The sequence below is a fragment of the Polaromonas sp. P1_E3 genome, from assembly GCF_056405935.1.
In genome coordinates, this window is record NZ_JBFUBD010000023.1 from 1 (window position 1) to 22,047 (window position 22,047).

Sequence of the window (22,047 nt, forward strand, 5' to 3'; positions counted from 1 at the left end):
CCTGCGGCCCGATGCGCCCCAAGTGGGTATACGCAAAGCCGGCGCCGTACTTGAGGCCGTAGCCCAGCAGGCGGTCAAACCCGATATGCGCACTCCAGACCAGGCCACCGGCCACCAGCATGGGGGCCGCGCCCAGCACACCAGCCGCCAACAGGGCTATGGCGCCGAAGTAGGAATGCATGGCGTTGTAGGCTGCAGCCCCGGCGCGCGGGCCGGCCAGGTAGGCCAGGAAAGACAGGTCGGGCAGCAGGAAGAGTGCCGCAAACCAGCCCCATCCCGCGCCGAACTGGGCGTAAGCCGCAGTCGCCGCGGCCACCACCGCCAGCCCCTCGGCACGCAGCAGCAGGCGCACGCCGCCGTTGGCGCTGCCCGGTGCAGCCGCCGTGGCGATGCGGCGCACAGCGGTTGCTGCCGTGCGGCCCACCGGGAAGAACACTGCCTCAGCCACGGTAGCCCCAGCGGCGGCCGCGCTCCATGAAGTCGCGCACTTTTTGCTGTTGCTCAGGTTTGAGGTTGTCAAAGAAGTCCGCCGCCGCGGCGATCACTTCCGGGCTTCCTGACTGGAGCGCGGCGGTTTTTTCCTCGATCAGCTTTTTGGCGCCGGACTGATCCAGCTTGTTGCCGGCAAAGAGGCCGCGAACGGCGTCACGCGGTTCGGCCGTGCCGCGCAGGGCCGCGCGCTGTGCCTGCAGTTTGTCGGCCAGTACAGCGAGCTTCTGCTTTTGCGCGGCGTCCAGGTCCAGGCGGGAGCTGACTTTTTCGACCATGCGGGCGCGTGCCTCGGCCGAGCCCGCGTCGCCGTGCCAGCCGTGGCCGCCGTGCGAGCACGCACCCAGGCTGCCGACGATGAGCGCCCCGCCGAAAAGGCCGAGCAGGATTTTTTTAACGCGATGTTTCATGAAGAGCCTCGAAGAAGAAGTGAAGGTTCCTCATGGTGCCGGCGGGAGGCCGCGGGCTGTTTGCAGCGCGGTTGCGGCGTGTTTCGCTTTGTTTCAGCGGCCCTGAACAGGCAGAGGGGCGCGATTTACCAACGTTTTCGGGCTACAGCCCAATCAGGACGTGCGCAAGCAGCTATCTTTTTAATAGCGGCGACGGCAATGCAGCCCTCAACCCTGCAGCATCGTCGCTGGCTCTTCGCAGGCCAGCACCTGTTCGGCCCAGGGCTGCAGCTTGGCGGCGTCGGCGCGCAGGATTTGCTGCTTGACCGCCAGGATCTGCGACGGGTGCATGGAAAAGCTGCGCAAACCCATGCCCAGCAACAACCGCGTCATGGTGACGTCGCCGGCCATTTCGCCGCAGACGCTGACACCCTTGCCCTGCGCATTGCATTCGTTGATGGTGTCGGCAATCAGACGCAGCACGGCCGGGTGGCAGGGGTTGTAGAGATGGGACACCGCCTCGTCGGCGCGGTCGATGGCCAGCGTGTACTGGATCAAATCGTTGGTGCCGATGGACAGGAAGTCGAAGTACTTCAGGAAGAGCTTGAGCGTCAGCGCCGCGGCGGGGATCTCGATCATCGCGCCCAGCCGCACCGGCCCGTAGGGCACGCCTTTGTTGTCGAGCAACGCACGCGCGCGGTCAATCAGCGCCATGGTCTGGCGGATTTCACTGCCGTGCGCCAGCATGGGCACCAGCAGGTTGACCTTGCCATGGGCGGCCGCGCGCAGGATGGCGCGCAGCTGCGTCAAAAACATCGGCGGGTCGGCCAGGCTCCAGCGGATCGCGCGCAGGCCCAGCGCCGGGTTGAGGTGGGTGTCCTGCGCCTTGTGGCGGTCCAGCTGCTTGTCGGAGCCGATATCGACGGTGCGGATGGTGACGGGCAGGCCGTGCATGCCCTCAATCGCCTTGCGGTAGGCCTGGTACTGCTCTTCCTCGTCGGGCAGCTTGCCGCTGCGGCCCATGAAAAGGAATTCACTGCGAAACAGCCCGACGCCGACGGCGCCCGCCGCCACTGCGCCGGCCGTGTCTTCGGGCAGTTCAATGTTGGCCAGCAGTTCGACCTTCTGCCCGTCGATGGTCAGCGCTGCCGTGTGCTTGAGGCGGTTCAGGCGCTGGCGCTCGAGTTCGCCCTGGCGCTGCTTGAAACCGTATTCGGCCAGGATGATGGGCGACGGGTCGACGATCAACACCCCGGCTTCGCCGTCGATGATGACCCAGTCGTCCTGCTTGATCAGCTGGCTGGCGCTGCGCGCCCCGACCACCGCCGGGATGTCCATGCTGCGCGCCACGATGGCGGTGTGCGAAGTCCTGCCGCCCACATCGGTGGCAAAGCCGGCAAACAGGCTCTGCTTGAACTGCAGCATGTCGGCCGGGGAAATGTCATGCGCAATCAGCACCAGCGGCACGTCCGTGGTGTCGTCCAGCAACAGGTCCTGCTGCGATTGCTTGCGGCTGGCGCCCGCCTGGGCCGCGGGCTGCACCGGCGACGCCACGCCCTTCATGTGGCGCAGGATGCGCTCGACCACCTGCTCGAGGTCTGCCTTGCGCTCGCGCAGGTACTCGTCCTCCATGTCGTCGAACTGGCGCGCAATGATTTCGTACTGCGTGGTGAGCGCCCATTCGGCGTTGTAGTGGCGGTCGGTGATCCAGTGCTTCACGCCGCTGATCAGCTGCTCGTCCTGCAGCAGCATCAGGTGCACATCGAGCAGCGCGGCCAGCTCATGCGGCGCGTCCTTGGGCAGGTCTTGCTGCAGGCGCGTGATTTCCTCCATCACCGCATTGCGCGACACCCTGACCCGCGTGATCTCGTCGGCCGTCTTCGCATCCTCCACGAAATAGTGCGCCACATCGGCACGGCTGGACGCCACCAGCACGGCACGGCCGATCGCAATGCCGCGAGAGACGGCCAAACCATGTACCGAAAAAGTCATGCAACAACTCCCAGCACGACGGTCTCTTCGAGCCACACTGAGCCGTGGAACCGGCTTTGCCGGGCCACAGGCGGGCGGCCCCCTCGGGGGGCAGGGAGCACACGAAGTGAGCGACCGTGGGGGCTACACCTCCGGCTTTGCCGGGCCGCAGGCGGGGCTGCCCCCTCGGGGGGCAGCGTATTACACGAAGTGAAAAGCGTGGGGGCCATTCATTCACCTTCTCCGAATTTATCGGCGATGAGGGCGAGGATCGCGTCCATCGCGGCCTGCTCGTCATTACCGTTGGTCTCGACTTCGACAATGCTGCCCATGCCGGCGGCCAGCATCATCACGCCCATGATGCTTTTGGCATTGACGCGGCGCTCGCCCTTGCTCATCCAGACCTCGCAGCCAAAGCTGCCCGCGAGTTTGGTGAGCTTGGCGGAAGCGCGGGCATGCAGGCCCAGCTTATTGCTGATGTTCGTGCTGGTCTTGATCATGATTTCGGCGTACCTGATTTTGCGGTGCGGTAATGGCCACCTGCATCACGCCCTGCGTGGCGCCGATCAGCGCGCGCGCCACCAGTGCATCGAGCGACTCGTGGCGGTAGGACACGGTGCGCAGCAGCATGGGCAGGTTGATGCCGGTGATGAGTTTGGAATGAACGCCGTCCACCAGCTTTTGCGCCACGTTGCAGGGCGTGGCGCCGAACACGTCGACCAGCACCAGGGCGTGCGAGGTTTCTAGCTGCGCCAGCATGATGCGCGCCTGGGCCAGGGTTTCTTCGGGCGGCATGTTGGGCTGTACGTCCAGCGCGGCAATACCCGCGGCGTTGTCCGGAAAGACATGCAACACGCATTGGCGCAGGGCAGAGGCCAAAGGAGCGTGGGCGATGATGAAGATGCCGTTCATTGCGGTGAATTATCAGCTTTCACACTGAGGAAATACCCATATGAGGCGATACAACAACACAAAAACACGGACATGGCCGCCTGAAAACTCGCCACACGCGCCAGGCCCATGGCGGCAAACACGTCAATCAGCAGGCCGATTCCCCATTGGACGGTGAACACACCGGCAAAAATCATGAGGTTATAGGCCGAGAGCGCCCGGCCGGCGAGCGAGGCCTTGAACGCCATGCCCACCGCGGGCTGCGCCAGCCCCATGACGCTGCAACCCACGCAAAACAGCGCCCAGCCCAGCCATCCGGTGGAGGTGCCAGCCACGATATTGACCGCCAGCGCGACGAGGCTGAAGGGCACGCCCCAGGTGATCAGGCGGGTGGCGCCCCACCCGTGCCGTGACAGCCAGGGGTTCACCATGCCCCAGCTCCAGAATGTCACCAGCATGCAGGCGTTGATGTAGAAGAGGCCGGTGGCGGCCTCCAGCGGTGTGTAGCCCGCGACCCGGATCATCCACGGCCCGGCCCACAAGGTTTGCACAGCCACCAGCCCGCCGTAGTTGAAGAAAGCCAGCGGCGTCAACTTGCGGAAGTAGCGGCTGCGCCAGATAGGCGCGTAGCCGGCTTCGGCGTCGGTGCTTGAGGACACAGTGGTCTCCGTGCTTTCGTGTTTTTTGTTGAGCTGCCATGTCGGCACCACCCAGGCGAGTGCGGCCATCGACAGCAAAATCATCGCGGCCAGCATCCAGAACAGCGGCCGCCAGCCCGTCAAGGGCATCAGCCATTGCACCGGCAGGGTGGATGCCAGCATGCCGAGCGAGCCGGTCATCAGCATCCACGAATTGGCGCGCAGCACCGTGGCCGGCTCATACCAGCGTCGGTAACCCGTGAGCGGCGCCATCAGGCAGGCGCTGACGCCCATGCCCACCAACACGCGGGAGGCCAGCAGCCAGGCAAAGCTGGTGGACAGCGAAAAGGCCAGGCAGCCCAGCACCGACAGCGCTAAAAAGCACAGGATCACGCGCTTGGGGCCGTGGCGGTCCAGCCAGGCGCCCAGCGGCAACTGCGTAGCGGCAAAGCCCAGAAAATAACCGCCGGCCAGCAAGCCGAGGTCGCGCGCATGCAGCGAGAACTCCTGTGTCAGCACCGGCGCCAGCGTGGCCGTGATGGCGCGCACCAGTGCCGAACAAAAATACGCGGCGGCAAACGCCAGGAAAACAATGGCGCCGGTTTTGGCATCCAGCCGGTCCGGATGGGAACTGGCCGCCGGGGCAGCGGTATTCGGGGAGGTCGGCAAGGAAGCTTCTGCGCGGGTCATGAAAGGCAAGCCACTTTATTCAAACTTGAGGCTGGAGAAAAATGTCTCGGCCACCTCGGGCGCGGTGCGCGGCGCATACATCACCACCTGGAACACCTGCGAACCCTGCGCAAAGTAGGCAGCTTGTCCGCTCACCGGTTTGCCATCGGGACCCTGTCCTTCGGCCTTGACCCGTGAAGCCGGCGGCAGCGCGGCAGCGCCGGGCAACTTGAGCGGGGAGACCTGCGGCGCAGGCCCGGCTTTCATGTTGGCCAGCGTGAGGCTTTGCCACTGCGCCAGCGCAGGCGCCGCTTTTGACGCGTCACCGAGGTCGGCCACCGCCACAGCAAAAGTGGCGCCGCCGGCATCACAACCCAGCATGCGCAGCGTGGTTGCCGCGCCACCGAGTGGAACCGCTTTTTCGGCCTTGTCGGGCTTGCAGGGCAAAAGCAGCGCCAGGCGCGTGCCCTCGGGCCGCACTTCGCGCCAGTTCAATGTGGGACTGCAGGCCACGAGCAACACCAGCGCGGTCAGGAAGAAGGCGGCCACTGGCCGCAGCGAAAGGCGCGCGGCGCCTCCGGAAATCGTAAGCATGCCTTGGACTTTACAGGGAATCAAAAAAGCGACCCGTTTTGGGGCGAACTTGGGGCAAGCCCCTCCGTCCAGCCAGTTTCAGTACCGGTTTTGGGTGGGTACAGTCCCGGCCAACGCACCAAGATGGGCACGATGTTTGCTCAATGGCTGGCATGTGGACTGAATCCGTATTGAAAAAGTTCAGGCTTTGCCATGCCATGATGCGGTCCAACCCTCACAACCGTTCAATGACGATGCATTTCAGAACACACCGATTACTGGCTGCGCTACTGCTGTGCGCTGCAAGCCCTCTCTGGGCTTTGGAGCTGCAGAATCAAAATTTCAGCGACGACGAAATATTCTCGGCTGTCGTCAACCGGTTCAAGAAGTCGCTTCAACACCGGTTCAACCCTGGCGCGACAGGCGAGCGAAAACCTTTGCTGGTGCTGGGCCCGGCGCTGAAATTCGGCAAAAAAATGCAATCCGAGTCGTTTACCCACCTGACGCAGCAAGAGCTGGTGGCGCAGCAACAGGCTGTTTTTATATTGATAGAGAAGGCGCGCCCGGATCCTGAGCGGACCGAACTCTATGTTGATTACGACATACCAAGCAATGCGTCTTTTGGCGTGCTGAAGGTTTATCCCAAAGATGGCGTGCTGGTCGTTGAAAGTCTTGACAGCTTTCGATCCTCCTCAGGCGCCAGAGCCACGTACGGCAAGCTGTACAAAGGTGTGGACTGCCGGGACAACACCGAAATGGCTTACCGCTGGAACTACTACGAGCGCAACGGCTCCGGCGGGCGTTGCCCTGACAAGATGTTTACCGAATTTACGGATTACGGCGGTTAGCCGAACCACGCCGTGCCCGCACCCGCCCACCTTCCCGGCACCAACCAGCCTGTCTGGCGCGACAAGCTGTCGCAATTGCTCGAATCCACCGGCGAGGGCATCTTCGGCATCGACATGGACGGCTGCTGCACCTTCATCAACCGTGCCGGCGCCGAGCAACTGGGCTACGCCCCCGCCGACGTGCTGGGCCACAACATGCATGAGCTGGCGCACCACTCCCATGCCGGCRGCGCGCACTACCCCGAGCACCTCTGCCCCATCTTCAACGCTTTTCGCAAAGCGCTGCCCTGCCGCATCGACACCGAACTCTTCTGGCGCAAGGACGGCAGCGCGTTTGCGGTCGAATACTCGTCGCATCCCATCGTCGAAGGCGGCGTGGTGCAGGGCGCGGTGGTCACCTTTGTCGACATCTCGGCGCGCCGCCAGGCCGAAGACGCGCTGCGCCAGGCGCATGCGGTGCTTGAGCAACGCGTCAGCGAACGCACACAGGCGCTGTCTGAAGCGCTGCAGCACCTGCGCGAGCTCACCGCCTACACCCACACCGTGCGCGAGGAAGAACGCACGCGCATCGCGCGCGAGGTACATGACGAGCTGGGCAGCCTGCTGGTGGCGCTGAAGATGGACGTCGGCTGGCTCGACAAACGCCTGGGCGAACAGCAGCAGCGCGAACCCGGCGACGCACAGGCCATGCGCGACACCATGCGCAGCAAATGCCAGAACATGGGCCGGCTGATTGAAAGCGCGGTCGACAACGTGGGCCGCATCATCACCGACCTGCGCCCCAGCATCCTGGACCACCAGGGCCTGTGGGCGGCGCTGGACTGGCAGGCGCATGAGTTTGTGCAGTCCGCCGAGCTCGCGCTGGACTGGCAGATGGACGTGGCCGACGCCGCGCCCCTGCCCGACACCTCGGCGATCGCCATCTTTCGCATCTTCCAGGAAATGCTCAGCAATGTAGGCCGGCACGCGGCCGCCACGCGGGTGGGCATCACCATACGCGCCACGGCCAGCGACATCAGCATTGCCGTGCAGGACAACGGCCGCGGCGCCGAAGCCGCCGCCTTTGAAGCAGCCAATGCCTATGGCGTGATGGGCATGCGGGAACGTGCGCGCCACCTGGGCGGCAGCCTGGAGATCACCAGCCAGGTCGGCCACGGCTCCCTCTTTAACCTTCGAATCCAGTTATGAGCACCCTCAAAATCCTGATCGGCGACGACCACCGCATCGTGCGTGAAGGCCTCAAGCAGGTGCTGGCCGACGCGCCCGACATTGAAGTGGTGGCCGAGGCGGAGACCGGCCCCGACATCCTGCAGCGCGTCGACGCTTTGGGCGGCGACAAGGGCCTGAGCGCCGTGCTGCTGGACATTGCCTTGCCCGAGCGCGATGGCCTGGATGTGCTGCAGGCGCTGAAGAAAAGCTGGCCCCGCCTGCCAGTGCTGATGCTCAGCACCTACCCTGAAAAGCAGTACGCGGTACGCTGCATCAAGCTGGGCGCGGCGGGCTACCTGAACAAGAGCGCACACCCGGACGACATGATTGCCGCTGTGCGCAAAGTGGCCTCGGGCGGCATTTATGTGTCGGCTCTCGCCGCCGAAGCCCTGGCCAATGCCGTCGGCAACCACGCGGCCCGCAGCGGCAGTGGCGGCACCGAATCGTTGTCGCACCGTGAACACCAGGTGTTCCGCCTGCTCACGGCCGGCAAATCCGTGGGTGRGATCGGCACGCAACTGGGCCTGGCGTCCAATACCGTGAGCACCTACCGCTTGCGCATCCTGGAAAAAACCGGCACCAAAAACGACGTGGAGCTGGCACTGTATGCCGAGCGCCATGGCAGGGCGCCTGCCGATAGCTGACCGCAACCGTCAAACGGCCTTGTCCTACGGCCGCTCGGGTGCCCATGACCGGCAAAACACGCAAGCGCAGGGCATGCTGGCTGCAGACGGCGATGTCGTTCCGATATCGCTCAAGCCTGAGCCCAGGCTCACCCACCCAAGGAGTATTTTTTATGACGACCGTCACCGACGTGATGACCCGCAATGTGCGAACCATGACCCCCAGCGATACCGTGGCCGCTGCCGCGAAAGCCATGCGCGAACTCGACGTGGGCGTGATCCCTGTGTGCGAGGGCGACAAGCTGCTCGGCATGGTGACCGACCGCGACATCGTGCTGCGCGCCGTCGCGGAGGGCCTGAACGGCGGCACGCCGCTGTCTACCGTGATGAGCACCGACATCCATACTGCACGTGAAACTGACGACCTCGACACGGTCCTTGCAGACATGGCGTCCCGCCAGATTCGCCGTCTCCCGGTGCTGGACGGCTCGCAGCGCCTGGCCGGCATCATTTCCATCGGCGATATCGCCGTCAAGGGCCAGGACGAAGAGGATGTGGGCCAGTCCCTGGCCGACATCTCGTCTCCGGCCTGACCGCACCGCGGGTAAGCCCTGCGTCCTGCGCGAATTTGGTGCATGAGAAAACTCCTGCGTCACTTTGAGCCGGCACGCGATGTCGTCCAGGGTTAAACGAACACTGGCGTATCGGTCTGCGCGCAAGCCTGCGCAGCCAAAACCACCATGAGGGCACCGCTGTTGCTGTATGCGGGCCGGTTTTTGTAGTGGACGCCCTACACCCTGTCATGGCATCCACAGCGAAATGCGGCAGCTGCCGCGCTTTCGCCCCCATTGGCAAAAATTGGCCCGCTGCTTGCAAGACAGCCGCATCTTCCAAAGAAAGGTGCGCGCCATGTCTGAACGCTTCTCTCCCTACGATGCCGACCGGCCCCTGATGCTCAAGTGCAGCTGCGGCGGTGACCACGCCCCGGCCGACCACCACCCGGAGATGAACGCCGACGGCGCGGCCGTTGAATTGCGCCGACGCAGCCTGACCAGCGAATTCGAGGCTTACTCCAACGAATTTGTGGAAGCCACCCTGGTGAAGGCCTTATTCCCGCAGGATGAAGTGCGCCGGCGCTTTTTGCGTGCCGTCGGCAAAGGCACAGCCATGGCCGCGATCGCCAGCGTACTGCCCGTCGGCACCATGCAGGCCATGGCGCAAGACAAGGGCAAGCTGGAGAAAACCAACCTGAAGATCGGCTTCATTCCCATCACCTGCGCCACGCCGCTGATCATGGCCCATCCGCTGGGCTTCTACAGCAAGGAAGGCCTGAACGTTGAAGTCGTCAAAACCGCCGGCTGGGCGCTGATACGCGACAAGATGATCAACAAGGAATACGACGCGACGCACTTCCTCAGCCCCATGCCGCTGGCCATGTCGATGGGTGTTGGCTCCAACCCGGTGCCCATGAATGTGGCCACCATCCAGAACACCAACGGGCAGGCGATCACGCTGGCCAACAAGCACAAAGACAAGCGCGACCCGAAGATGTGGAAGGGCTTCAGGTTCGCCGTGCCCTTCGAGTTCAGCATGCACAATTTTTTGCTGCGCTACTACGTGGCTGAAGCCGGGCTGAACCCCGACACCGACATCCAGATCCGCGTGGTGCCGCCGCCCGAGATGGTGGCCAACCTGCGCGCCGGCAATATTGACGGCTACCTCGGCCCCGACCCCTTCAACCAGCGCGCGGTGTATGAAGAAATCGGCTTTTTGCACCTGTTGACCAAGGACTTGTGGAACGGCCACCCGTGCTGCGCGTTTGGCACCTCCACGGAGTTCATCCAGAAGAACCCCAACACCTTTGCGGCCCTGTACCGCTCGGTGCTCACGGCCGCGGCGATGGCGCGCGACCCCAAAAACCGCGAGTTGATCGCCAAGGTGATTGCGCCCCAGGCCTATCTGAACCAGCCCGAAACCGTTCTCTCGCAGGTGCTGACCGGGCGGTTTGCCGACGGGCTGGGCAATATCAAGACCGTGCCCGACCGCGCCGACTTTGACCCGATCCCGTGGCAGTCGATGGCGGTGTGGATGCTGACGCAGATGAAGCGTTGGGGCTATGTGAAGGGCGACATCAACTACAAGCAGATCGCCGAAAAAGTCTTCCTGCTGACCGACGCGAAAAAGCGCATGGCCGACCTGGGCCAGAAAGCGCCGGAGGGCGCATACCCCAAGTTCACCATCATGGGCAAGGTGTTTGATGCGGCCAAGCCGGACGAGTACCTCAAAAGCTTCGCCATCAACAAAATGGGCTGAACATGAGGCCCCCACGGTCACTCACTGCGTGTAGCTCTCTGCCCCCCGAGGGGGCCGCTGCGCCTGCGGTCTGGCAAAGCCAGTCCCGCGGCCCCGGCTTGAAAACTTTGCGCCCCCTCCGCGGGGTTTCCCTCCCGTTTGCCCCGAGCCCTTCGAAGGAATCTGACGCATGCTCAAGTCACTGAACTTCAAGGCCACACTGGTCTCGGTCCTGCTGCTGCTGGTGTTTCTGGCGGCGTGGCAGCTGGCCACGCTGCCAGCCACAGGCGGCGCAGCGGGGCCGGCTGTTTCAGCCGAGCAGGCCGAATACATGAAGATGCTGGGCAAAGACCCAGGCACAGCCAAGGCTGGCGGTTTTCCCACACCGCTGCAAATGGGCCAAACCGCGTGGCGGCACCTGGCTGACCCGTTTTATGACAACGGCCCCAACGACAAGGGCATTGCCATCCAGCTCGGCTTTTCGCTGGCGCGCGTCGGCCTGGGCTTTTTGCTGGCCTGCTTGGTGGCGGTGCCGCTGGGTTTTGTGATCGGCATGTCGCCGCTGCTGCGCCGGGCGTTTGACCCCTTTATCCAGGTGCTCAAGCCCATCTCACCGCTGGCGTGGATGCCGCTGGCGCTCTACACCATCAAGGACTCATCGATCTCGGGCATCTTTGTGATCTTTATCTGCTCGGTCTGGCCCATGCTGATCAACACCGCCTTCGGCGTGGCTTCTGTCAAACGCGAATGGCTCAACGTGGCCAGCACGCTCGAAGTCGGCCCCCTGCGCAAGGCCTTTCAGGTGATCTTGCCGGCGGCGGCGCCCACCATCCTGACGGGCATGCGCATCTCCATGGGCATCGCCTGGCTGGTGATTGTGGCGGCCGAGATGCTGGTGGGTGGCACCGGCATCGGCTACTTCGTGTGGAACGAGTGGAACAACCTGTCGCTCACCAATGTGATCTTCGCCATTTTGGTCATCGGCATCGTCGGCATGCTGCTGGACCTGGCCTTTGCGCAGCTGCAGAAGGCGGTGACGTATGTGGAGTGACCTTGCGGCACGCATTCACACGACTCACCCCATCAAGAAAGAACACCAGAGCATGCAGGGATTCCTCAAAATCGAAGGTCTGAGCAAAGACTTCAGTACCACCCTGCCCGCACGGCCGGTGTTTGCCGATGTGTCTTTCACCATCAGCAAGGGCGAGTTCGTCTGCATCATCGGCCACTCGGGCTGCGGCAAGACCACCATCCTCAACGTGCTGGCGGGGCTGGACAGCGCCACTGCGGGCCACATCTTCATGGAAAACCGCGAAATCGGCGGCCCCAGCCTGGAGCGCGGCGTAGTCTTTCAGAGCCACGCCCTCATGCCCTGGCTCACCGTGCGCAAGAACATCGCGTTTGCGGTAGTGTCACGCTGGGCCGATTGGACTTCGGCGCAAGTCAATGCGCATGTGGAAAAGTTTGTCGCCATGGTGGGCCTGACACCCGCCATCGACAAAAAACCTTCACAACTCTCAGGCGGCATGAAGCAGCGCGTAGGCATCGCCCGCGCCTTCGCCATCCAGCCCAAGATGCTGCTGCTCGACGAACCCTTCGGCGCACTCGACGCCCTGACGCGCGGCACCATTCAGGACGAACTCATGGCCATCGTGCGCGAAACACAGCAAACCGTTTTCATGATCACCCATGACGTGGATGAAGCCATCCTGCTGGCCGACCGAATCTTGCTGATGAGCAACGGCACCGACAACGACGGCGTCTACGCGCCAGGCCGCATCGCCGAAGAAGTCATCAACCCGCTGCCCCGCGAACGCACCCGCGCCGGCCTTCACCACCTTCCCGGCTACTACGAGCTGCGCAACCACATTGTCGATTTCCTCGTCACACGCGCCAAGGCGCACTGACCGCATCTCTTCACGTTTTCACCTTCACCCCATCCATTTCAAACACAGGAGCAAAGAGACCATGAACCGCAACGACATCACCGAAAAAATCATTACCGCCAAAGTCAGCAAAGGCATCACCTGGGAATCCGTCGCCAAAAAGGTCGGCCTCAGCAAAGAGTGGACGACGGCAGGCTGCCTGGGCCAGATGACCTTTGACGCCAAGCAAGCCAAAGTGATCGGCAAGATTTTCGGCCTGACAGCCGAAGAGCAAAAATGGTTGCAAGTTGTGCCCTACAAAGGCTCACTGCCTACCCCCATTCCTACCGACCCCCTCATCTACCGCTGGTACGAAATCGTCAGCGTCTACGGCACCACAATCAAAGAGTTGATCCACGAAGAATTCGGCGACGGCATCATGAGCGCGATCGACTTCAGCATGGACATCGTGCGGCAGCCGGACCCCAAGGGGGATCGGGTGAATGTGGTGTTGTCGGGGAAGTTCTTGCCGTACAAGACTTATTGATGCGGCTGGCGAGACCTAGGGAGAACTGAGCGCACTTCTTGACCGATGGCGCGCCCAGAAGTAAGCGCCTATCTCAAAGAGCCAAATGAGGAGGATCACAGGAGCGACCAAGCTCAACAAGAAAGGGCCGGACATAGAGCCCAGGCAAGAAATAGCCAGGACAAAAAGTCCCACTTGAAAGGCAATAGGGCCAGCGAGCGAAACGCGGCGCACCAGCTTCAAACGTTGGCGGAAGATGGACGTTGTTCGATACAACACGTACAAACCACCAATAAGAAGGGCAAGTTCGAAGGTCCAGTATGCGAACAGCCGAAACAGCGACCACCGGGCTTGCCCTGTCCAATCTTCACGGAGCTGGTCCGGACTTGACCCGGCAGAAAGTCGGCTGATACGGACACGAGGCGCTTTGAGTTCATGCGCCGCAAGTGCTCGGGTGAGCTCTTCGGCGTTTACGGGGGGGTCTGCGTAATAGCGATGGACAAGGGTGACCTCGTAGTCCCCAGAACCCAGTTCATTCGAGACCCGACGCAGGAGAACTTCGGCTACGTCCACGGGAACGGCCTCGACCACGGTACGTCTTGCACAAGCGCCGGGCGCAGGAATATCCCTCGCCCGAAATTTCACCGCGCAGCTGCCGTTAGAACATTGAACAAAGAATCGGTCGTCGACCCCCACACAAGAAAGCGCATGGGCTGGCACCGACAGGCTCCAAAGACCCGTCGCAAAGACCAAGGCGGCCGTTGTTCGAACTCTCAAGAACAGGTTCATGTTGTCATGCAATCCGCATATCAGAGCTTCGTGGGGTCGCCAAGCGCCTTGTTAAGCCGCACCGCCTCTTTAACAAGCCGGCGCGACAAGGCGGCGTTGACCTCATCGCCCTCGCGAAACTCTCTCGTCGCCATTTCGTACTTGCCACCGGGTTTTAACAGCGGGTCCGTTTCCCGCAAGCGCTGCCCTCGCCAGAAGCCGAACAGCACGCGGTTTTCTTCTGCGCGGATGAGCAGCACCGGCCCGTTCGACAAATAGACCAGGTGGCCCCACTTGATGACTTCGTCCAGCGCGGCGCTGCCCAGGACAGCAGCCCTCAGTTGCTCTATGGTGGCACGCTCCCAGCCGGACAGTGTGCCGACATACGCGTCAGGACTTGAAGCGGGGGTCGACTTCTTCATCATGAGCAGTATGTGTAGAGAAATGTGGAGCGTCTGACGCTATCACCGGCCACTTGCAAAGTAAGCAGAACTGTACGAGTGCCAGTTCAACCTCACGGGCGCGGTGCCACATATGGGTATTGCGCGATGACACGCGACGCTTCAGCGGGCGGTACGAGACGAATTCTCATGAAACCGCCTTGTCCATCGACCTTTACGCCAGGTATGGGATCAGGGTGTATACCGAAGAGTGTCTTTTGGCGCCCCACTACGCTGTCGTAGTGAATCACGTGAGTTTCGCCTTCAACAAATGAGATGACGAGCCTGGCTCGCATGTCCATGAGAGACGGAAAGCCAACAGCAACGGTATGCTTCCCGGCGGGGACGGAAACCCGCGTAAAGCGAGAGGGCGGAAGGTCCGCCAAAACTACGCCATCTATTTGCACTTCCACATTTGCGTTCGTCGGCATAGTGGCGTCGCGAAAGACCAATAGCGTTGCGCCGATGGACATCGTCGGAGGAACATAGATCGAAGTTGGCACCTCCCGATGTTGTGCGCAACCGCTGAGCAGTACGCACACAAGCACCACAAGAGCTTTGAAGTTGAGAATGCGGTTGAGTTTGGACATAGGCGACTCCGGAATGTGCAATGCGAGGGCTTGGTGATCAGCCGAATGGCTGGCTGCATACCGTCCTGCCGATTCTAGGAGCCTCAATCTGCTCGGTCCATCTTCCAATCAAAGCAGGCAGTCACATATTTGATACATCGCTCGGTTTGCTTATTGCTTTGTATGTTTTTCAATGTGACCGCGATTCCCATCCACTGCTAAAGGCAAAATGCCCCCATGAACTCCCTATCCGGCATCCGCATCCTAGACCTCTCCCGCGTGCTCGCAGGCCCCTGGTGTACCCAGACACTGGCCGACCTGGGCGCTGATGTCATCAAGATTGAACGGCCCGGCACGGGCGATGACACACGGACCTGGGGGCCACCCTTCCTGAAGGATGCAGCGGGCGCCGACACCGAGGCGGCTTATTACCTGGGTACGAACCGCAACAAGCGATCTGTGACCTGCGACATTGCGCAGCCTGCGGGCCAGGCGCTGGTGCGTGCGCTGGCTGCCCATTGCGATGTGTTTGTAGAGAACTTCAAGGTCGGCGACATGGCGCGCTACGGACTGGACTATGCGTCGCTGAAAGCCATCAACCCCCGCCTCGTGTACTGCTCGGTCACGGGCTTTGGGCAGAACGGGCCTTATGCGGACCGTGCGGGGTATGACTACGCGATTCAGGGTATGGGCGGGCTGATGAGTGTGACGGGTGAGCGTGACGACTTAGGCGGCGGACCGCAAAAGGTCGGCGTTGCGGTGGCGGATTTGATGACGGGGATGTATGCGACGGTGGCAATCCTCGCCGCGCTGCGCCATGCCRAGAAAACCGGCGAGGGTCAGCAGGTAGACATGGCGCTGCTGGACACACAAGTGGCGATGCTGGCCAACCTGGGCGCCAACTACCTGGTCAGCGGCAAGGCGCCTGGCCGGGCCGGCAATGCGCACCAGAACATCGTGCCGTATCAGGTGTTTGAAGTGGCGCCTGCCGCAGACGGAACCAAGGACCATTTGATCCTCGCGGTGGGCAACGACTCGCAGTATGCGAAGTTCTGCGCTGTGGCCAACATACCGGAGCTGGCGACCAACCCGCTGTTTGCCACCAACCGAAACCGCGTGCAGAACCGCGGCCAGCTGGTGCCGATTCTGGAGGCGGTGATGAAGACGCGCAGCAAAGCCGACTGGCTGGGCGCGCTGGAGACGGCCAAGGTGCCTTGCGGCGCGATCAACAGCCTGGCCGAGGTGTTTGCCGACCCGCAAATTGAGGCGCGCAAGATGGTGACCGAGTGGAAGCACCCGGTAAAGGATGACCTGAAACTGGTCTCCAGCCCCATCCGCATGAGCGCGACGCCGGTGCGCACTGACTTGCCGCCGCCGCTGCTGGGCCAGCATACCGAACAGGTTCTTCGCGAAGTGTTGAACTACTCGGACGCGCAGCTGTCTGACCTGAAACGCAACGAGGTGATCTGATGGCGAATTTTGTTCTGGTGCACGGCGCGTGGCACGGCGGCTGGTGCTGGCAACGCGTGACAGCCGCGCTGCAGGCGCAAGGCCACCGTGTGCATGCCCTGACGCTGACCGGCCTGGGCGAGCGCGCCCACCTGCTTTCGCCTGCGATCAACCTCGACACACACATCAACGACGTGGTTAACCTGATCGAAGCGGAGGAGCTGCATGATGTGGTGCTCGCGGTGCATTCTTATGCCGGCATGATCGGCACGGCAGTGGCCGACCGCATGGGCGAACGCCTCAAACACCTGGTGTACGTGGACGCTGTGGTGCCCAAGCCGGGCGAAAGCTGGAGCAGCACGCAGGCCAGCGCCACGCAGCAGCAGCGCATGACGGCGGCACAGGCTTCGGCCAACTTCAGCTTTCCGCCGCCGGACCCGGAGGTGTTTGGCCTGCACGACGCCGATCGTGAATGGGTGAAGCGCCGGCAGACACCCCACCCCGGCAACACCTACCAGGCGCCGCTGCAGTTTGACGTGAAGCGTGTGGCCGCGGTGCCGCGCACCTTTGTTAATTGCGTGGACCCGGCCCTGGCAACCATCGCGCCCAGCCGGCTGCGTGTGCAAGACCCGAAGTTTTGGGACGGCGCATGGCTGCCCAACTCAAAGGTTGTAGAGATCAAGACCGGCCACGACCCCATGATCAGCGAACCGGCTGCGCTGACAAAGATTTTGCTGGAAAGCGCTGAATGAACACGCTGGGCCGCCGCCAAATCACCGCCGCTTTGGTAGGCGGCTTGGCCTTGCCCGGGCTTGCGCTGGCGAAAGACACGGCCTTGCCTGTGCCCGCGTCCCTGCCCGTGGCGGCGGGGATTGCCATCCAGAAAAATGAACCCCTTGTGCTGCTCATCAGCCTGCCCGGCTGCCCCTTCTGCGAACTGGTGCGGCGCAACTACCTGCTGCCAGCGCAGCGTGACGGCAGCCTGCAGGCCTGGCAGCTCAACATCAGCGACCGCGTCACGCCGCTGGCCGGCTTCGACGGCAAGTGGACGACAGCCGCAGCCCAGGTTGCTGCATGGAAAGCGGGCTTCACGCCCACCGTGCTGTTTCTCGGCCCTGCCGGGCAGGAGCTGGCGGAACGGCTGGTGGGCCTGGCGTCTACTGATTTTTATGGCGCCTACCTGGAAGAGCGGCTTGCAACCGCGCGGCGCGCGGCGGTGGCGCTCAGGTAATTGGTCGCTGCCCTGCTGCCACGCCATTACCCGCGCAGTTAGTCTGCTATATTTTTAATAGCCGCTTGCGCTCGTCCTTATTGACTTGCCGGCACTTTTCCTTACCAACCGCCACCACCCCCTAATCTACCCATGACTGAGCGGGATTTGCTTTCAGCAGCCATTCACGAGGCGGTGCACCTTGAACCCTACGACCCGGCGTGGCCGGCGCTGTTCATCGCCGAGCGGGACCGGCTGCTGTCGTGCCTTCCGGGCGCGTTCATCGGCATCCAGCACATCGGCAGCACGGCGGTGCCAGGGCTTGTTGCCAAGCCGGTAATTGACCTGCTGGCCGGGGTGGAGTCCATGGCCGCGGCAGAGGCGCTGGCCGCGCCGCTGTGCGCCAATGGCTACACGACCTCTGCCGAATTCAACGCGGCGCTGACCGACCGCAAGTGGTTCATGCGCCAGGCCGGGGGCCGCCGCACCCATCACCTGCATGTGGTGGTTTACGGTGGCGACGTGTGGGCGCAGCGCCTGCGATTTCGCGACGCCTTGCGCTCCGACGCTGCGCTGGCGGCGCGGTATGCCGCGCTCAAGGCCGAATTGGCCGCAAAGCACCCGAGCGACCGCGAGGCTTATACCGATGCCAAAGCCGCCTTTGTGAACGCGGTGAGCGAGGGCTGAGCGTCCCTGTTCCCTACTATTAAGCGCCTGAATCAACCCGCTAGACCGGTACTGAACGCCCCCTCGGCGCTTGGCAAAACAGGCTTCGGTGGTAAATTCAAACCCGTTCAAGCAGGAGAGCGCTGCCCCCAAGGCAGCCACCGAAGGCGCAAACTTCCATAATCGCTCAGGTCCCGTACTGCCCGGAACACACAGCCGTCTGGAGAGACGCCGCACGCAATGTGCGGCGCACCGAAGGAGCAAAGCCAGCGCCCAGGCGCCGGTTGAATCTCTCAGGTACCAAGGACAGTGGAAGCGGCCGCAAGCATGCTGACAGGTGATGCATGGCGGTTGCCACGTTTCTTTTGATTCAAGCCACCCCCAAGACACTGAAGCACTTGCGCAACTGCAATGTTCTGCTTGAATGAAAAGGAATCGCCATGAAAGTCATGGTTTTGGGGGCTGGTGTCACGGGGATCACCACAGCCTGGTATTTGGCACAACGCGGCCATGAAGTGACGGTGGTCGAGCGCCGCAACGCCGCCGCGATGGAAACCAGCTTTGCCAACGGGGGGCAAATATCGGTAAGCCACGCAGAGCCCTGGGCCAACCCGGGCGCGCCGCTGAAAGTGCTGCAGTGGCTGGCTCGTGAAGATGCGCCGCTGCTTTTCAGGCTGCGCGCCGATGTGAACCAGTGGCTGTGGGGGCTGGAGTTCTTGCGCAACTGCACGCCCGCGCGCACGGCACAAAACATCAAGCAGATCGTGAACCTGGGCATGTACAGCCGCGGCGCGCTGCAAAAGCTGCGTGCCGAACTGGGCCTGCTGTACAACGCGCAGACCAAAGGCATCCTGCACTTCTACACCAGCCAGGCCGAGTACGACGCCGCACAGGAGCCCGCACGCATCATGCGCGAGCACGGCTGCGAGCTCGACATGAAAACCGCCGATGAGTGCGTGGCGATTGAACCTGCGCTGGCGCAATGCCGCGGCAGCATCGTCGGCGGCAGCATGACACCCAGCGACGAGTCCGGCGACGCGCACGCGTTTACCGCCGCGCTGGCTGCGCGCTGCGAACAAGCCGGTGTGAAATTTTTGTACAACACCACCGTGCTGGGCCTGGACGCTGCGCAGGGGCAACTGAACGGCGTGCAGGTGGCCATGGGCAGCGGCGAGGCCGGCGGCAAGGTCGAAATGCTGAAAGCAGATGCGTATGTGATGTGCCTGGGTGCCTTCAGCGCGCAGTGGGCCAGGGTGCTGGGGCAAAGCCTGCGCATCTACCCGGCCAAGGGTTATTCGGTCACCTTGCCCGTCATCAACGAAACCGCTTCTTACCAGGTGAGCCTGACGGACGACGAGTACAAGCTGGTGTTTTCACGTTTTGGCAACCGCCTGCGCATTGCTGGCACGGCCGAGCTCAATGGCTACAACACCGAGCTGAACCTGGTGCGCTGCAATGCCATCGTGCGCCGCGTGAAGCAGCTTTTTCCCCAGATGACGGATGGCGAAGGCGCGCAATTCTGGACGGGCCTGCGCCCGGCCACGCCGAGCAACGTCCCTTACATCGGCAAGAGCAAGACCTCCAATGTCTTCCTCAACACGGGCCATGGCACGCTGGGCTGGACGCATGCGTGCGGCTCGGGCGCGGCGATTGCCGACATCGTGAGCGGTCGCGTGCCGGAGGTCGACTTTGCCTTTACCGGGATGCCGGCGCCGGGGCGTGTGATGGCCTTGCCGGGGATGGTGAAGGCCTGAGCCGGGGCCGCGCTGCAGCATGGGGGCAGACACGGTAATATCGCCCTCCGTTCATATGCCGCCCGCCGCCATGACATCACCCGCCACCACGCCCCCCGACGGTCTTCCTACCTACAGACTCCTCACCGGCCCGGACGACGCGGGCTTTTGCCGCCGGGTGAGTGAGGCCCTGGCGCTGGGCTACGAGCTTTACGGTTCGCCGGCGGCGACCTTCAATGGCGAGAATGTCATCGTGGCGCAGGCGGTGCTGTGGCCTTCGCTGCGAAAGCCGAACTGATGCACGTCGACCAGCCCCTGAACCCTGCAACGCTTCAGGCCATGGCGGATTTTCCGCGCCAGCTGGAGCAGTTCTACGAGGCTGTTCCTGAAAGCCACCGGAATTGGACGCCACCGTCGTGGGAAGGCATTCCCAGCGAACACTTCACCGCCATTGCGCAGGTCTGCCACGTCAGGGATATCGAGGTCGACGGGTACCACGTGCGGTTTCAGCGCACCTTGTCAGAAACCAGGCCCGTGCTGGAATCGCTGGACGGCTACGTGCTGGAGAAAGAACGCAGCTACGCCACGGCTGATGTGCGGAAGGTCTTTGCGGAGTTCAGGCAGGCACGTACCCAAACCCTGGAAATGCTGTCAGGGCTTGCGCCACAGCAGCTGGACCGCACGGCGCAATTCGAGGGTTACGGCGCGCTCACACTGCGCAGCCTGGTGCACTACCTGTGCAGCCACGACCAGCAGCACTTGGCCGGACTGCAATGGCTGCTCGGGAAGGTGGCTGCTGCTCGCATGGCGGATGCCGGGACCGATTTGTAACGTCGCTTATCAGCAAAGGCATTTTGCGCGCTACCTCGACGCCCTTCTTTCAACGAAAAAACTACAAACTTTCTGACGCAATCCCACTTTATGACCCTTTAGAGTCAGTCGACCTGTAAGTAAACGTTAGTTTGGACGCACACTGGGGTTAACCGGCGTCTCTGCCGCGCGACCGCACATGCGGTTTTATCCACAACTACCGGGATGATCACTCATGAAGTTCTATTTGCGCCATGCAGCAATACTGGCCAGCGCCGCTTGTGCCCTGGGTTCAGCAACAGCCCAGACCGACGAGGCGAAGCCCGCACGCAAGGCGAAAGCCGCGGCGGCTGCCCCTGCGCCCGAAAAATATTCCGGCCCACGCGAAAAAATGGTCGTGGCCATGCCCAAAACCTACGGCAAGAGCGAAACCATGGCCTTGTGGGGCGACTACTTCAGCCACCTGTCACGCTGCGGAAACATCGACCTGCAAAACGCGCAAGGCGAATCGATGGACAAGACCAGCAACATCGACATCCTCGGTGAAAAAGAGCTGATTGAAGGCATCTCGACCGGCAAGGTCCAGCTGGCACAGGTCAACCCCGGCCTGGCYGCGCAGTTGGTCACCGCCGGCCAGCCCGCACCATATGGGGTGCCAGGCAACAAGGCCACGGGCCTGCGCAACTCCTACAAGCTGATTCTGATCACCCGCATCGACAGCCCGTACAAGGAACCGAAAGACCTGATCGGCAAGAAGATCGCGCACACCACGCCAACCTCGAACTCGGGTAACCTGGCGCCGCGCGCGCTGTTCCCTGCGCTGGGCCTGACGCCTGAAAAGGATTACGAAGTGGTGTTCTCCAACGGGCATGAGCGCTCCGTCACGGGTGTGATGCACGGCTTCTTCCCGGCTGCGGCCGTGGCCAGCGACTTGTACCAGCGCATGGTCGTCAAGGGCGACGTCAAAGGCTCCAGCATCCGCACGATCTGGGAAAGCCCTCCCTTCATGACGGAGACCTGGACCATGAGCAAGGACGTTTCGCCCGAACTGCAGGCACGCGTGAAGAAATGCTCGTTCAGCTACAACTTCTCGCCCACACTGAAAAAGCAGCTGCCCGGCAACGACACTTTCCTGCCCATCAACTTTGATCGCGACTTCGCGACGGTGATGCAGGTCTATCGCGCCAGCCAGAAGAAGTAAGGCCCCCACGGTCGCTCACTTCGTGTAGCTCCCGAGGCCTTGCAGGCCGCGGCTCGCGAGACGCTTCGCCTCTGTCGCCCGTCCAAGCCTGCGCAGGCAGGCTTGGAGCCGTGGGCTCCAGCCCCTCGGGGGCCGCCCGCCTGCGGTCTGGCAAAGCCGAAAATTGGCACACCCCTATCGGGCTCACTGCGTGTAGCCCTTTTCCCCTTGCAGGGGAC

The 22,047-nt window shown here is 62.6% G+C and carries 26 protein-coding genes and 1 riboswitch; of the genes, 16 read left to right on the forward strand and 10 right to left on the reverse strand.

The window, feature by feature from the left end; genetic code table 11:
• From AC1D0Z_RS06060 to AC1D0Z_RS06090, 7 genes are all read right to left on the reverse strand, one after another.
• The coding region (locus AC1D0Z_RS06060; protein WP_477657338.1) for a DUF4260 domain-containing protein at positions 1-448 on the reverse strand (448 nt) is incomplete at its 3' end.
• Positions 441-899 carry a Spy/CpxP family protein refolding chaperone gene (locus AC1D0Z_RS06065; protein ID WP_477657339.1) on the reverse strand — a complete coding sequence of 153 codons (459 nt, stop codon included), beginning with the start codon at positions 897-899 and terminating at the stop codon, positions 441-443. The genes AC1D0Z_RS06060 and AC1D0Z_RS06065, both read right to left, overlap by 8 nt.
• 207 nt (positions 900-1,106) lie before the next feature.
• Positions 1,107-2,870 carry a phosphoenolpyruvate--protein phosphotransferase gene (ptsP, locus tag AC1D0Z_RS06070; RefSeq protein WP_477657340.1) on the reverse strand — a complete coding sequence of 588 codons (1,764 nt, stop codon included), beginning with the start codon at positions 2,868-2,870 and terminating at the stop codon, positions 1,107-1,109.
• Between the two features lie 209 nt (positions 2,871-3,079).
• The gene (locus AC1D0Z_RS06075) at positions 3,080-3,349 is read right to left on the reverse strand and encodes an HPr family phosphocarrier protein (protein WP_477657341.1); all 270 of its coding nucleotides are present in this window, start codon (positions 3,347-3,349) and stop codon (positions 3,080-3,082) included.
• Positions 3,318-3,761, reverse strand: coding sequence for a PTS sugar transporter subunit IIA (locus tag AC1D0Z_RS06080; RefSeq protein WP_477657342.1), 444 nt, complete (start codon positions 3,759-3,761; stop codon positions 3,318-3,320). Before AC1D0Z_RS06080 ends, AC1D0Z_RS06075 begins: the two co-directional genes overlap by 32 nt.
• Positions 3,758-5,068 (reverse strand): MFS transporter, encoded by a 1,311-nt coding sequence (locus tag AC1D0Z_RS06085; protein ID WP_477657343.1) that lies wholly within the window; start codon positions 5,066-5,068, stop codon positions 3,758-3,760. Before AC1D0Z_RS06085 ends, AC1D0Z_RS06080 begins: the two co-directional genes overlap by 4 nt.
• A gap of 15 nt (positions 5,069-5,083) precedes the next feature.
• The gene (locus tag AC1D0Z_RS06090) at positions 5,084-5,641 is read right to left on the reverse strand and encodes a hypothetical protein (RefSeq protein ID WP_477657344.1); all 558 of its coding nucleotides are present in this window, start codon (positions 5,639-5,641) and stop codon (positions 5,084-5,086) included.
• Between the two features lie 227 nt (positions 5,642-5,868).
• On the opposite strand from AC1D0Z_RS06090, the gene AC1D0Z_RS06095 reads away from it, so the two are divergent.
• The 8 genes from AC1D0Z_RS06095 to cynS all read left to right on the forward strand — a co-directional run bounded on the left by AC1D0Z_RS06095 (position 5,869) and on the right by cynS (position 13,004).
• Entirely contained in the window at positions 5,869-6,468 is a 600-nt protein-coding gene (locus tag AC1D0Z_RS06095) for a hypothetical protein (protein WP_477657345.1), read from the forward strand.
• A gap of 12 nt (positions 6,469-6,480) precedes the next feature.
• Positions 6,481-7,656, forward strand: a complete 1,176-nt coding sequence (locus AC1D0Z_RS06100; RefSeq protein ID WP_477657346.1) for a sensor histidine kinase — start codon at positions 6,481-6,483, stop codon at positions 7,654-7,656.
• On the forward strand, positions 7,653-8,321 hold the full coding sequence (locus AC1D0Z_RS06105; RefSeq protein ID WP_477657347.1) for a response regulator transcription factor: 669 nt from the start codon (positions 7,653-7,655) through the stop codon (positions 8,319-8,321). The genes AC1D0Z_RS06100 and AC1D0Z_RS06105 overlap by 4 nt, the downstream gene beginning before the upstream one ends.
• A 152-nt stretch (positions 8,322-8,473) precedes the next feature.
• The gene (locus tag AC1D0Z_RS06110; RefSeq protein WP_477657348.1) at positions 8,474-8,893 is read left to right on the forward strand and encodes a CBS domain-containing protein; all 420 of its coding nucleotides are present in this window, start codon (positions 8,474-8,476) and stop codon (positions 8,891-8,893) included.
• Positions 8,894-9,209: 316 nt separating this feature from the next.
• Positions 9,210-10,613: a CmpA/NrtA family ABC transporter substrate-binding protein gene (locus AC1D0Z_RS06115; protein ID WP_477657349.1), complete on the forward strand. Its 1,404-nt coding sequence runs from the start codon at positions 9,210-9,212 to the stop codon at positions 10,611-10,613.
• Positions 10,614-10,782: 169 nt separating this feature from the next.
• Positions 10,783-11,643 carry a nitrate ABC transporter permease gene (gene ntrB / locus AC1D0Z_RS06120; RefSeq protein WP_477657350.1) on the forward strand — a complete coding sequence of 287 codons (861 nt, stop codon included), beginning with the start codon at positions 10,783-10,785 and terminating at the stop codon, positions 11,641-11,643.
• Positions 11,633-12,499: an ABC transporter ATP-binding protein gene (locus AC1D0Z_RS06125; protein ID WP_477657351.1), complete on the forward strand. Its 867-nt coding sequence runs from the start codon at positions 11,633-11,635 to the stop codon at positions 12,497-12,499. Before ntrB ends, AC1D0Z_RS06125 begins: the two co-directional genes overlap by 11 nt.
• Positions 12,500-12,560: 61 nt before the next feature.
• Positions 12,561-13,004 (forward strand): cyanase, encoded by a 444-nt coding sequence (gene cynS, locus AC1D0Z_RS06130; RefSeq protein WP_477657352.1) that lies wholly within the window; start codon positions 12,561-12,563, stop codon positions 13,002-13,004.
• Positions 13,005-13,019: 15 nt separating this feature from the next.
• On the opposite strand, the gene AC1D0Z_RS06135 is transcribed toward cynS, so the two are convergent.
• The 3 genes from AC1D0Z_RS06135 to AC1D0Z_RS06145 all read right to left on the reverse strand — a co-directional run bounded on the left by AC1D0Z_RS06135 (position 13,020) and on the right by AC1D0Z_RS06145 (position 14,781).
• Entirely contained in the window at positions 13,020-13,772 is a 753-nt protein-coding gene (locus AC1D0Z_RS06135; RefSeq protein ID WP_477657353.1) for a hypothetical protein, read from the reverse strand.
• A gap of 20 nt (positions 13,773-13,792) precedes the next feature.
• Positions 13,793-14,173, reverse strand: coding sequence for a DUF1801 domain-containing protein (locus AC1D0Z_RS06140; RefSeq protein ID WP_477657354.1), 381 nt, complete (start codon positions 14,171-14,173; stop codon positions 13,793-13,795).
• 92 nt (positions 14,174-14,265) lie between these two features.
• Positions 14,266-14,781 (reverse strand): hypothetical protein, encoded by a 516-nt coding sequence (locus tag AC1D0Z_RS06145; RefSeq protein ID WP_477657355.1) that lies wholly within the window; start codon positions 14,779-14,781, stop codon positions 14,266-14,268.
• A 216-nt stretch (positions 14,782-14,997) separates the two neighbouring features.
• Between AC1D0Z_RS06145 and AC1D0Z_RS06150 the strand changes: the two genes are divergently transcribed.
• From AC1D0Z_RS06150 to phnD, 8 genes are all read left to right on the forward strand, one after another.
• Complete coding sequence (locus tag AC1D0Z_RS06150) at positions 14,998-16,230, forward strand: CaiB/BaiF CoA transferase family protein (RefSeq protein WP_477657356.1); 1,233 nt, start codon at positions 14,998-15,000, stop codon at positions 16,228-16,230.
• A complete protein-coding gene (locus AC1D0Z_RS06155) occupies positions 16,230-16,961 on the forward strand; it encodes an alpha/beta fold hydrolase (protein ID WP_477657357.1) in 732 nt (243 codons plus the stop codon). The genes AC1D0Z_RS06150 and AC1D0Z_RS06155 overlap by 1 nt, the downstream gene beginning before the upstream one ends.
• Positions 16,958-17,440, forward strand: a complete 483-nt coding sequence (locus AC1D0Z_RS06160; protein WP_477657358.1) for a thioredoxin domain-containing protein — start codon at positions 16,958-16,960, stop codon at positions 17,438-17,440. Before AC1D0Z_RS06155 ends, AC1D0Z_RS06160 begins: the two co-directional genes overlap by 4 nt.
• A 132-nt stretch (positions 17,441-17,572) precedes the next feature.
• Entirely contained in the window at positions 17,573-18,106 is a 534-nt protein-coding gene (locus tag AC1D0Z_RS06165; protein WP_477657359.1) for a GrpB family protein, read from the forward strand.
• Between the two features lie 189 nt (positions 18,107-18,295).
• A riboswitch (glycine riboswitch) is annotated at positions 18,296-18,404 on the forward strand.
• Positions 18,405-18,525: 121 nt separating this feature from the next.
• Entirely contained in the window at positions 18,526-19,839 is a 1,314-nt protein-coding gene (locus tag AC1D0Z_RS06170) for a D-amino acid dehydrogenase (RefSeq protein ID WP_477657360.1), read from the forward strand.
• A gap of 70 nt (positions 19,840-19,909) precedes the next feature.
• Positions 19,910-20,116 (forward strand): DUF1737 domain-containing protein, encoded by a 207-nt coding sequence (locus AC1D0Z_RS06175; RefSeq protein ID WP_477657361.1) that lies wholly within the window; start codon positions 19,910-19,912, stop codon positions 20,114-20,116.
• A 17-nt stretch (positions 20,117-20,133) separates the two neighbouring features.
• Positions 20,134-20,649 carry a DinB family protein gene (locus AC1D0Z_RS06180; protein ID WP_477657368.1) on the forward strand — a complete coding sequence of 172 codons (516 nt, stop codon included), beginning with the start codon at positions 20,134-20,136 and terminating at the stop codon, positions 20,647-20,649.
• Between the two features lie 214 nt (positions 20,650-20,863).
• Positions 20,864-21,829: a phosphate/phosphite/phosphonate ABC transporter substrate-binding protein gene (gene phnD, locus AC1D0Z_RS06185; protein WP_477657362.1), complete on the forward strand. Its 966-nt coding sequence runs from the start codon at positions 20,864-20,866 to the stop codon at positions 21,827-21,829.
• Positions 21,830-22,047 lie beyond the last annotated feature (218 nt).

Bases quoted from the DNA above. Each gene is read 5' to 3' on its own strand.
- cynS (WP_477657352.1), top strand. From the start codon at position 12,561: ATGAACCGCAACGACATCACCGAAAAAATCATTACCGCCAAAGTCAGC.
- AC1D0Z_RS06135 (WP_477657353.1), bottom strand. From the start codon at position 13,772: ATGAACCTGTTCTTGAGAGTTCGAACAACGGCCGCCTTGGTCTTTGCG.
- AC1D0Z_RS06175 (WP_477657361.1), top strand. From the start codon at position 19,910: ATGACATCACCCGCCACCACGCCCCCCGACGGTCTTCCTACCTACAGA.
- AC1D0Z_RS06125 (WP_477657351.1), top strand. From the start codon at position 11,633: ATGTGGAGTGACCTTGCGGCACGCATTCACACGACTCACCCCATCAAG.
- AC1D0Z_RS06155 (WP_477657357.1), top strand. From the start codon at position 16,230: ATGGCGAATTTTGTTCTGGTGCACGGCGCGTGGCACGGCGGCTGGTGC.
- AC1D0Z_RS06165 (WP_477657359.1), top strand. From the start codon at position 17,573: ATGACTGAGCGGGATTTGCTTTCAGCAGCCATTCACGAGGCGGTGCAC.
- AC1D0Z_RS06075 (WP_477657341.1), bottom strand. From the start codon at position 3,349: ATGATCAAGACCAGCACGAACATCAGCAATAAGCTGGGCCTGCATGCC.
- AC1D0Z_RS06080 (WP_477657342.1), bottom strand. From the start codon at position 3,761: ATGAACGGCATCTTCATCATCGCCCACGCTCCTTTGGCCTCTGCCCTG.
- AC1D0Z_RS06085 (WP_477657343.1), bottom strand. From the start codon at position 5,068: ATGACCCGCGCAGAAGCTTCCTTGCCGACCTCCCCGAATACCGCTGCC.
- AC1D0Z_RS06065 (WP_477657339.1), bottom strand. From the start codon at position 899: ATGAAACATCGCGTTAAAAAAATCCTGCTCGGCCTTTTCGGCGGGGCG.
- AC1D0Z_RS06090 (WP_477657344.1), bottom strand. From the start codon at position 5,641: ATGCTTACGATTTCCGGAGGCGCCGCGCGCCTTTCGCTGCGGCCAGTG.
- AC1D0Z_RS06115 (WP_477657349.1), top strand. From the start codon at position 9,210: ATGTCTGAACGCTTCTCTCCCTACGATGCCGACCGGCCCCTGATGCTC.
- AC1D0Z_RS06095 (WP_477657345.1), top strand. From the start codon at position 5,869: ATGACGATGCATTTCAGAACACACCGATTACTGGCTGCGCTACTGCTG.
- AC1D0Z_RS06160 (WP_477657358.1), top strand. From the start codon at position 16,958: ATGAACACGCTGGGCCGCCGCCAAATCACCGCCGCTTTGGTAGGCGGC.
- AC1D0Z_RS06140 (WP_477657354.1), bottom strand. From the start codon at position 14,173: ATGAAGAAGTCGACCCCCGCTTCAAGTCCTGACGCGTATGTCGGCACA.
- AC1D0Z_RS06110 (WP_477657348.1), top strand. From the start codon at position 8,474: ATGACGACCGTCACCGACGTGATGACCCGCAATGTGCGAACCATGACC.
- ptsP (WP_477657340.1), bottom strand. From the start codon at position 2,870: ATGACTTTTTCGGTACATGGTTTGGCCGTCTCTCGCGGCATTGCGATC.
- AC1D0Z_RS06170 (WP_477657360.1), top strand. From the start codon at position 18,526: ATGAAAGTCATGGTTTTGGGGGCTGGTGTCACGGGGATCACCACAGCC.
- AC1D0Z_RS06145 (WP_477657355.1), bottom strand. From the start codon at position 14,781: ATGTCCAAACTCAACCGCATTCTCAACTTCAAAGCTCTTGTGGTGCTT.
- ntrB (WP_477657350.1), top strand. From the start codon at position 10,783: ATGCTCAAGTCACTGAACTTCAAGGCCACACTGGTCTCGGTCCTGCTG.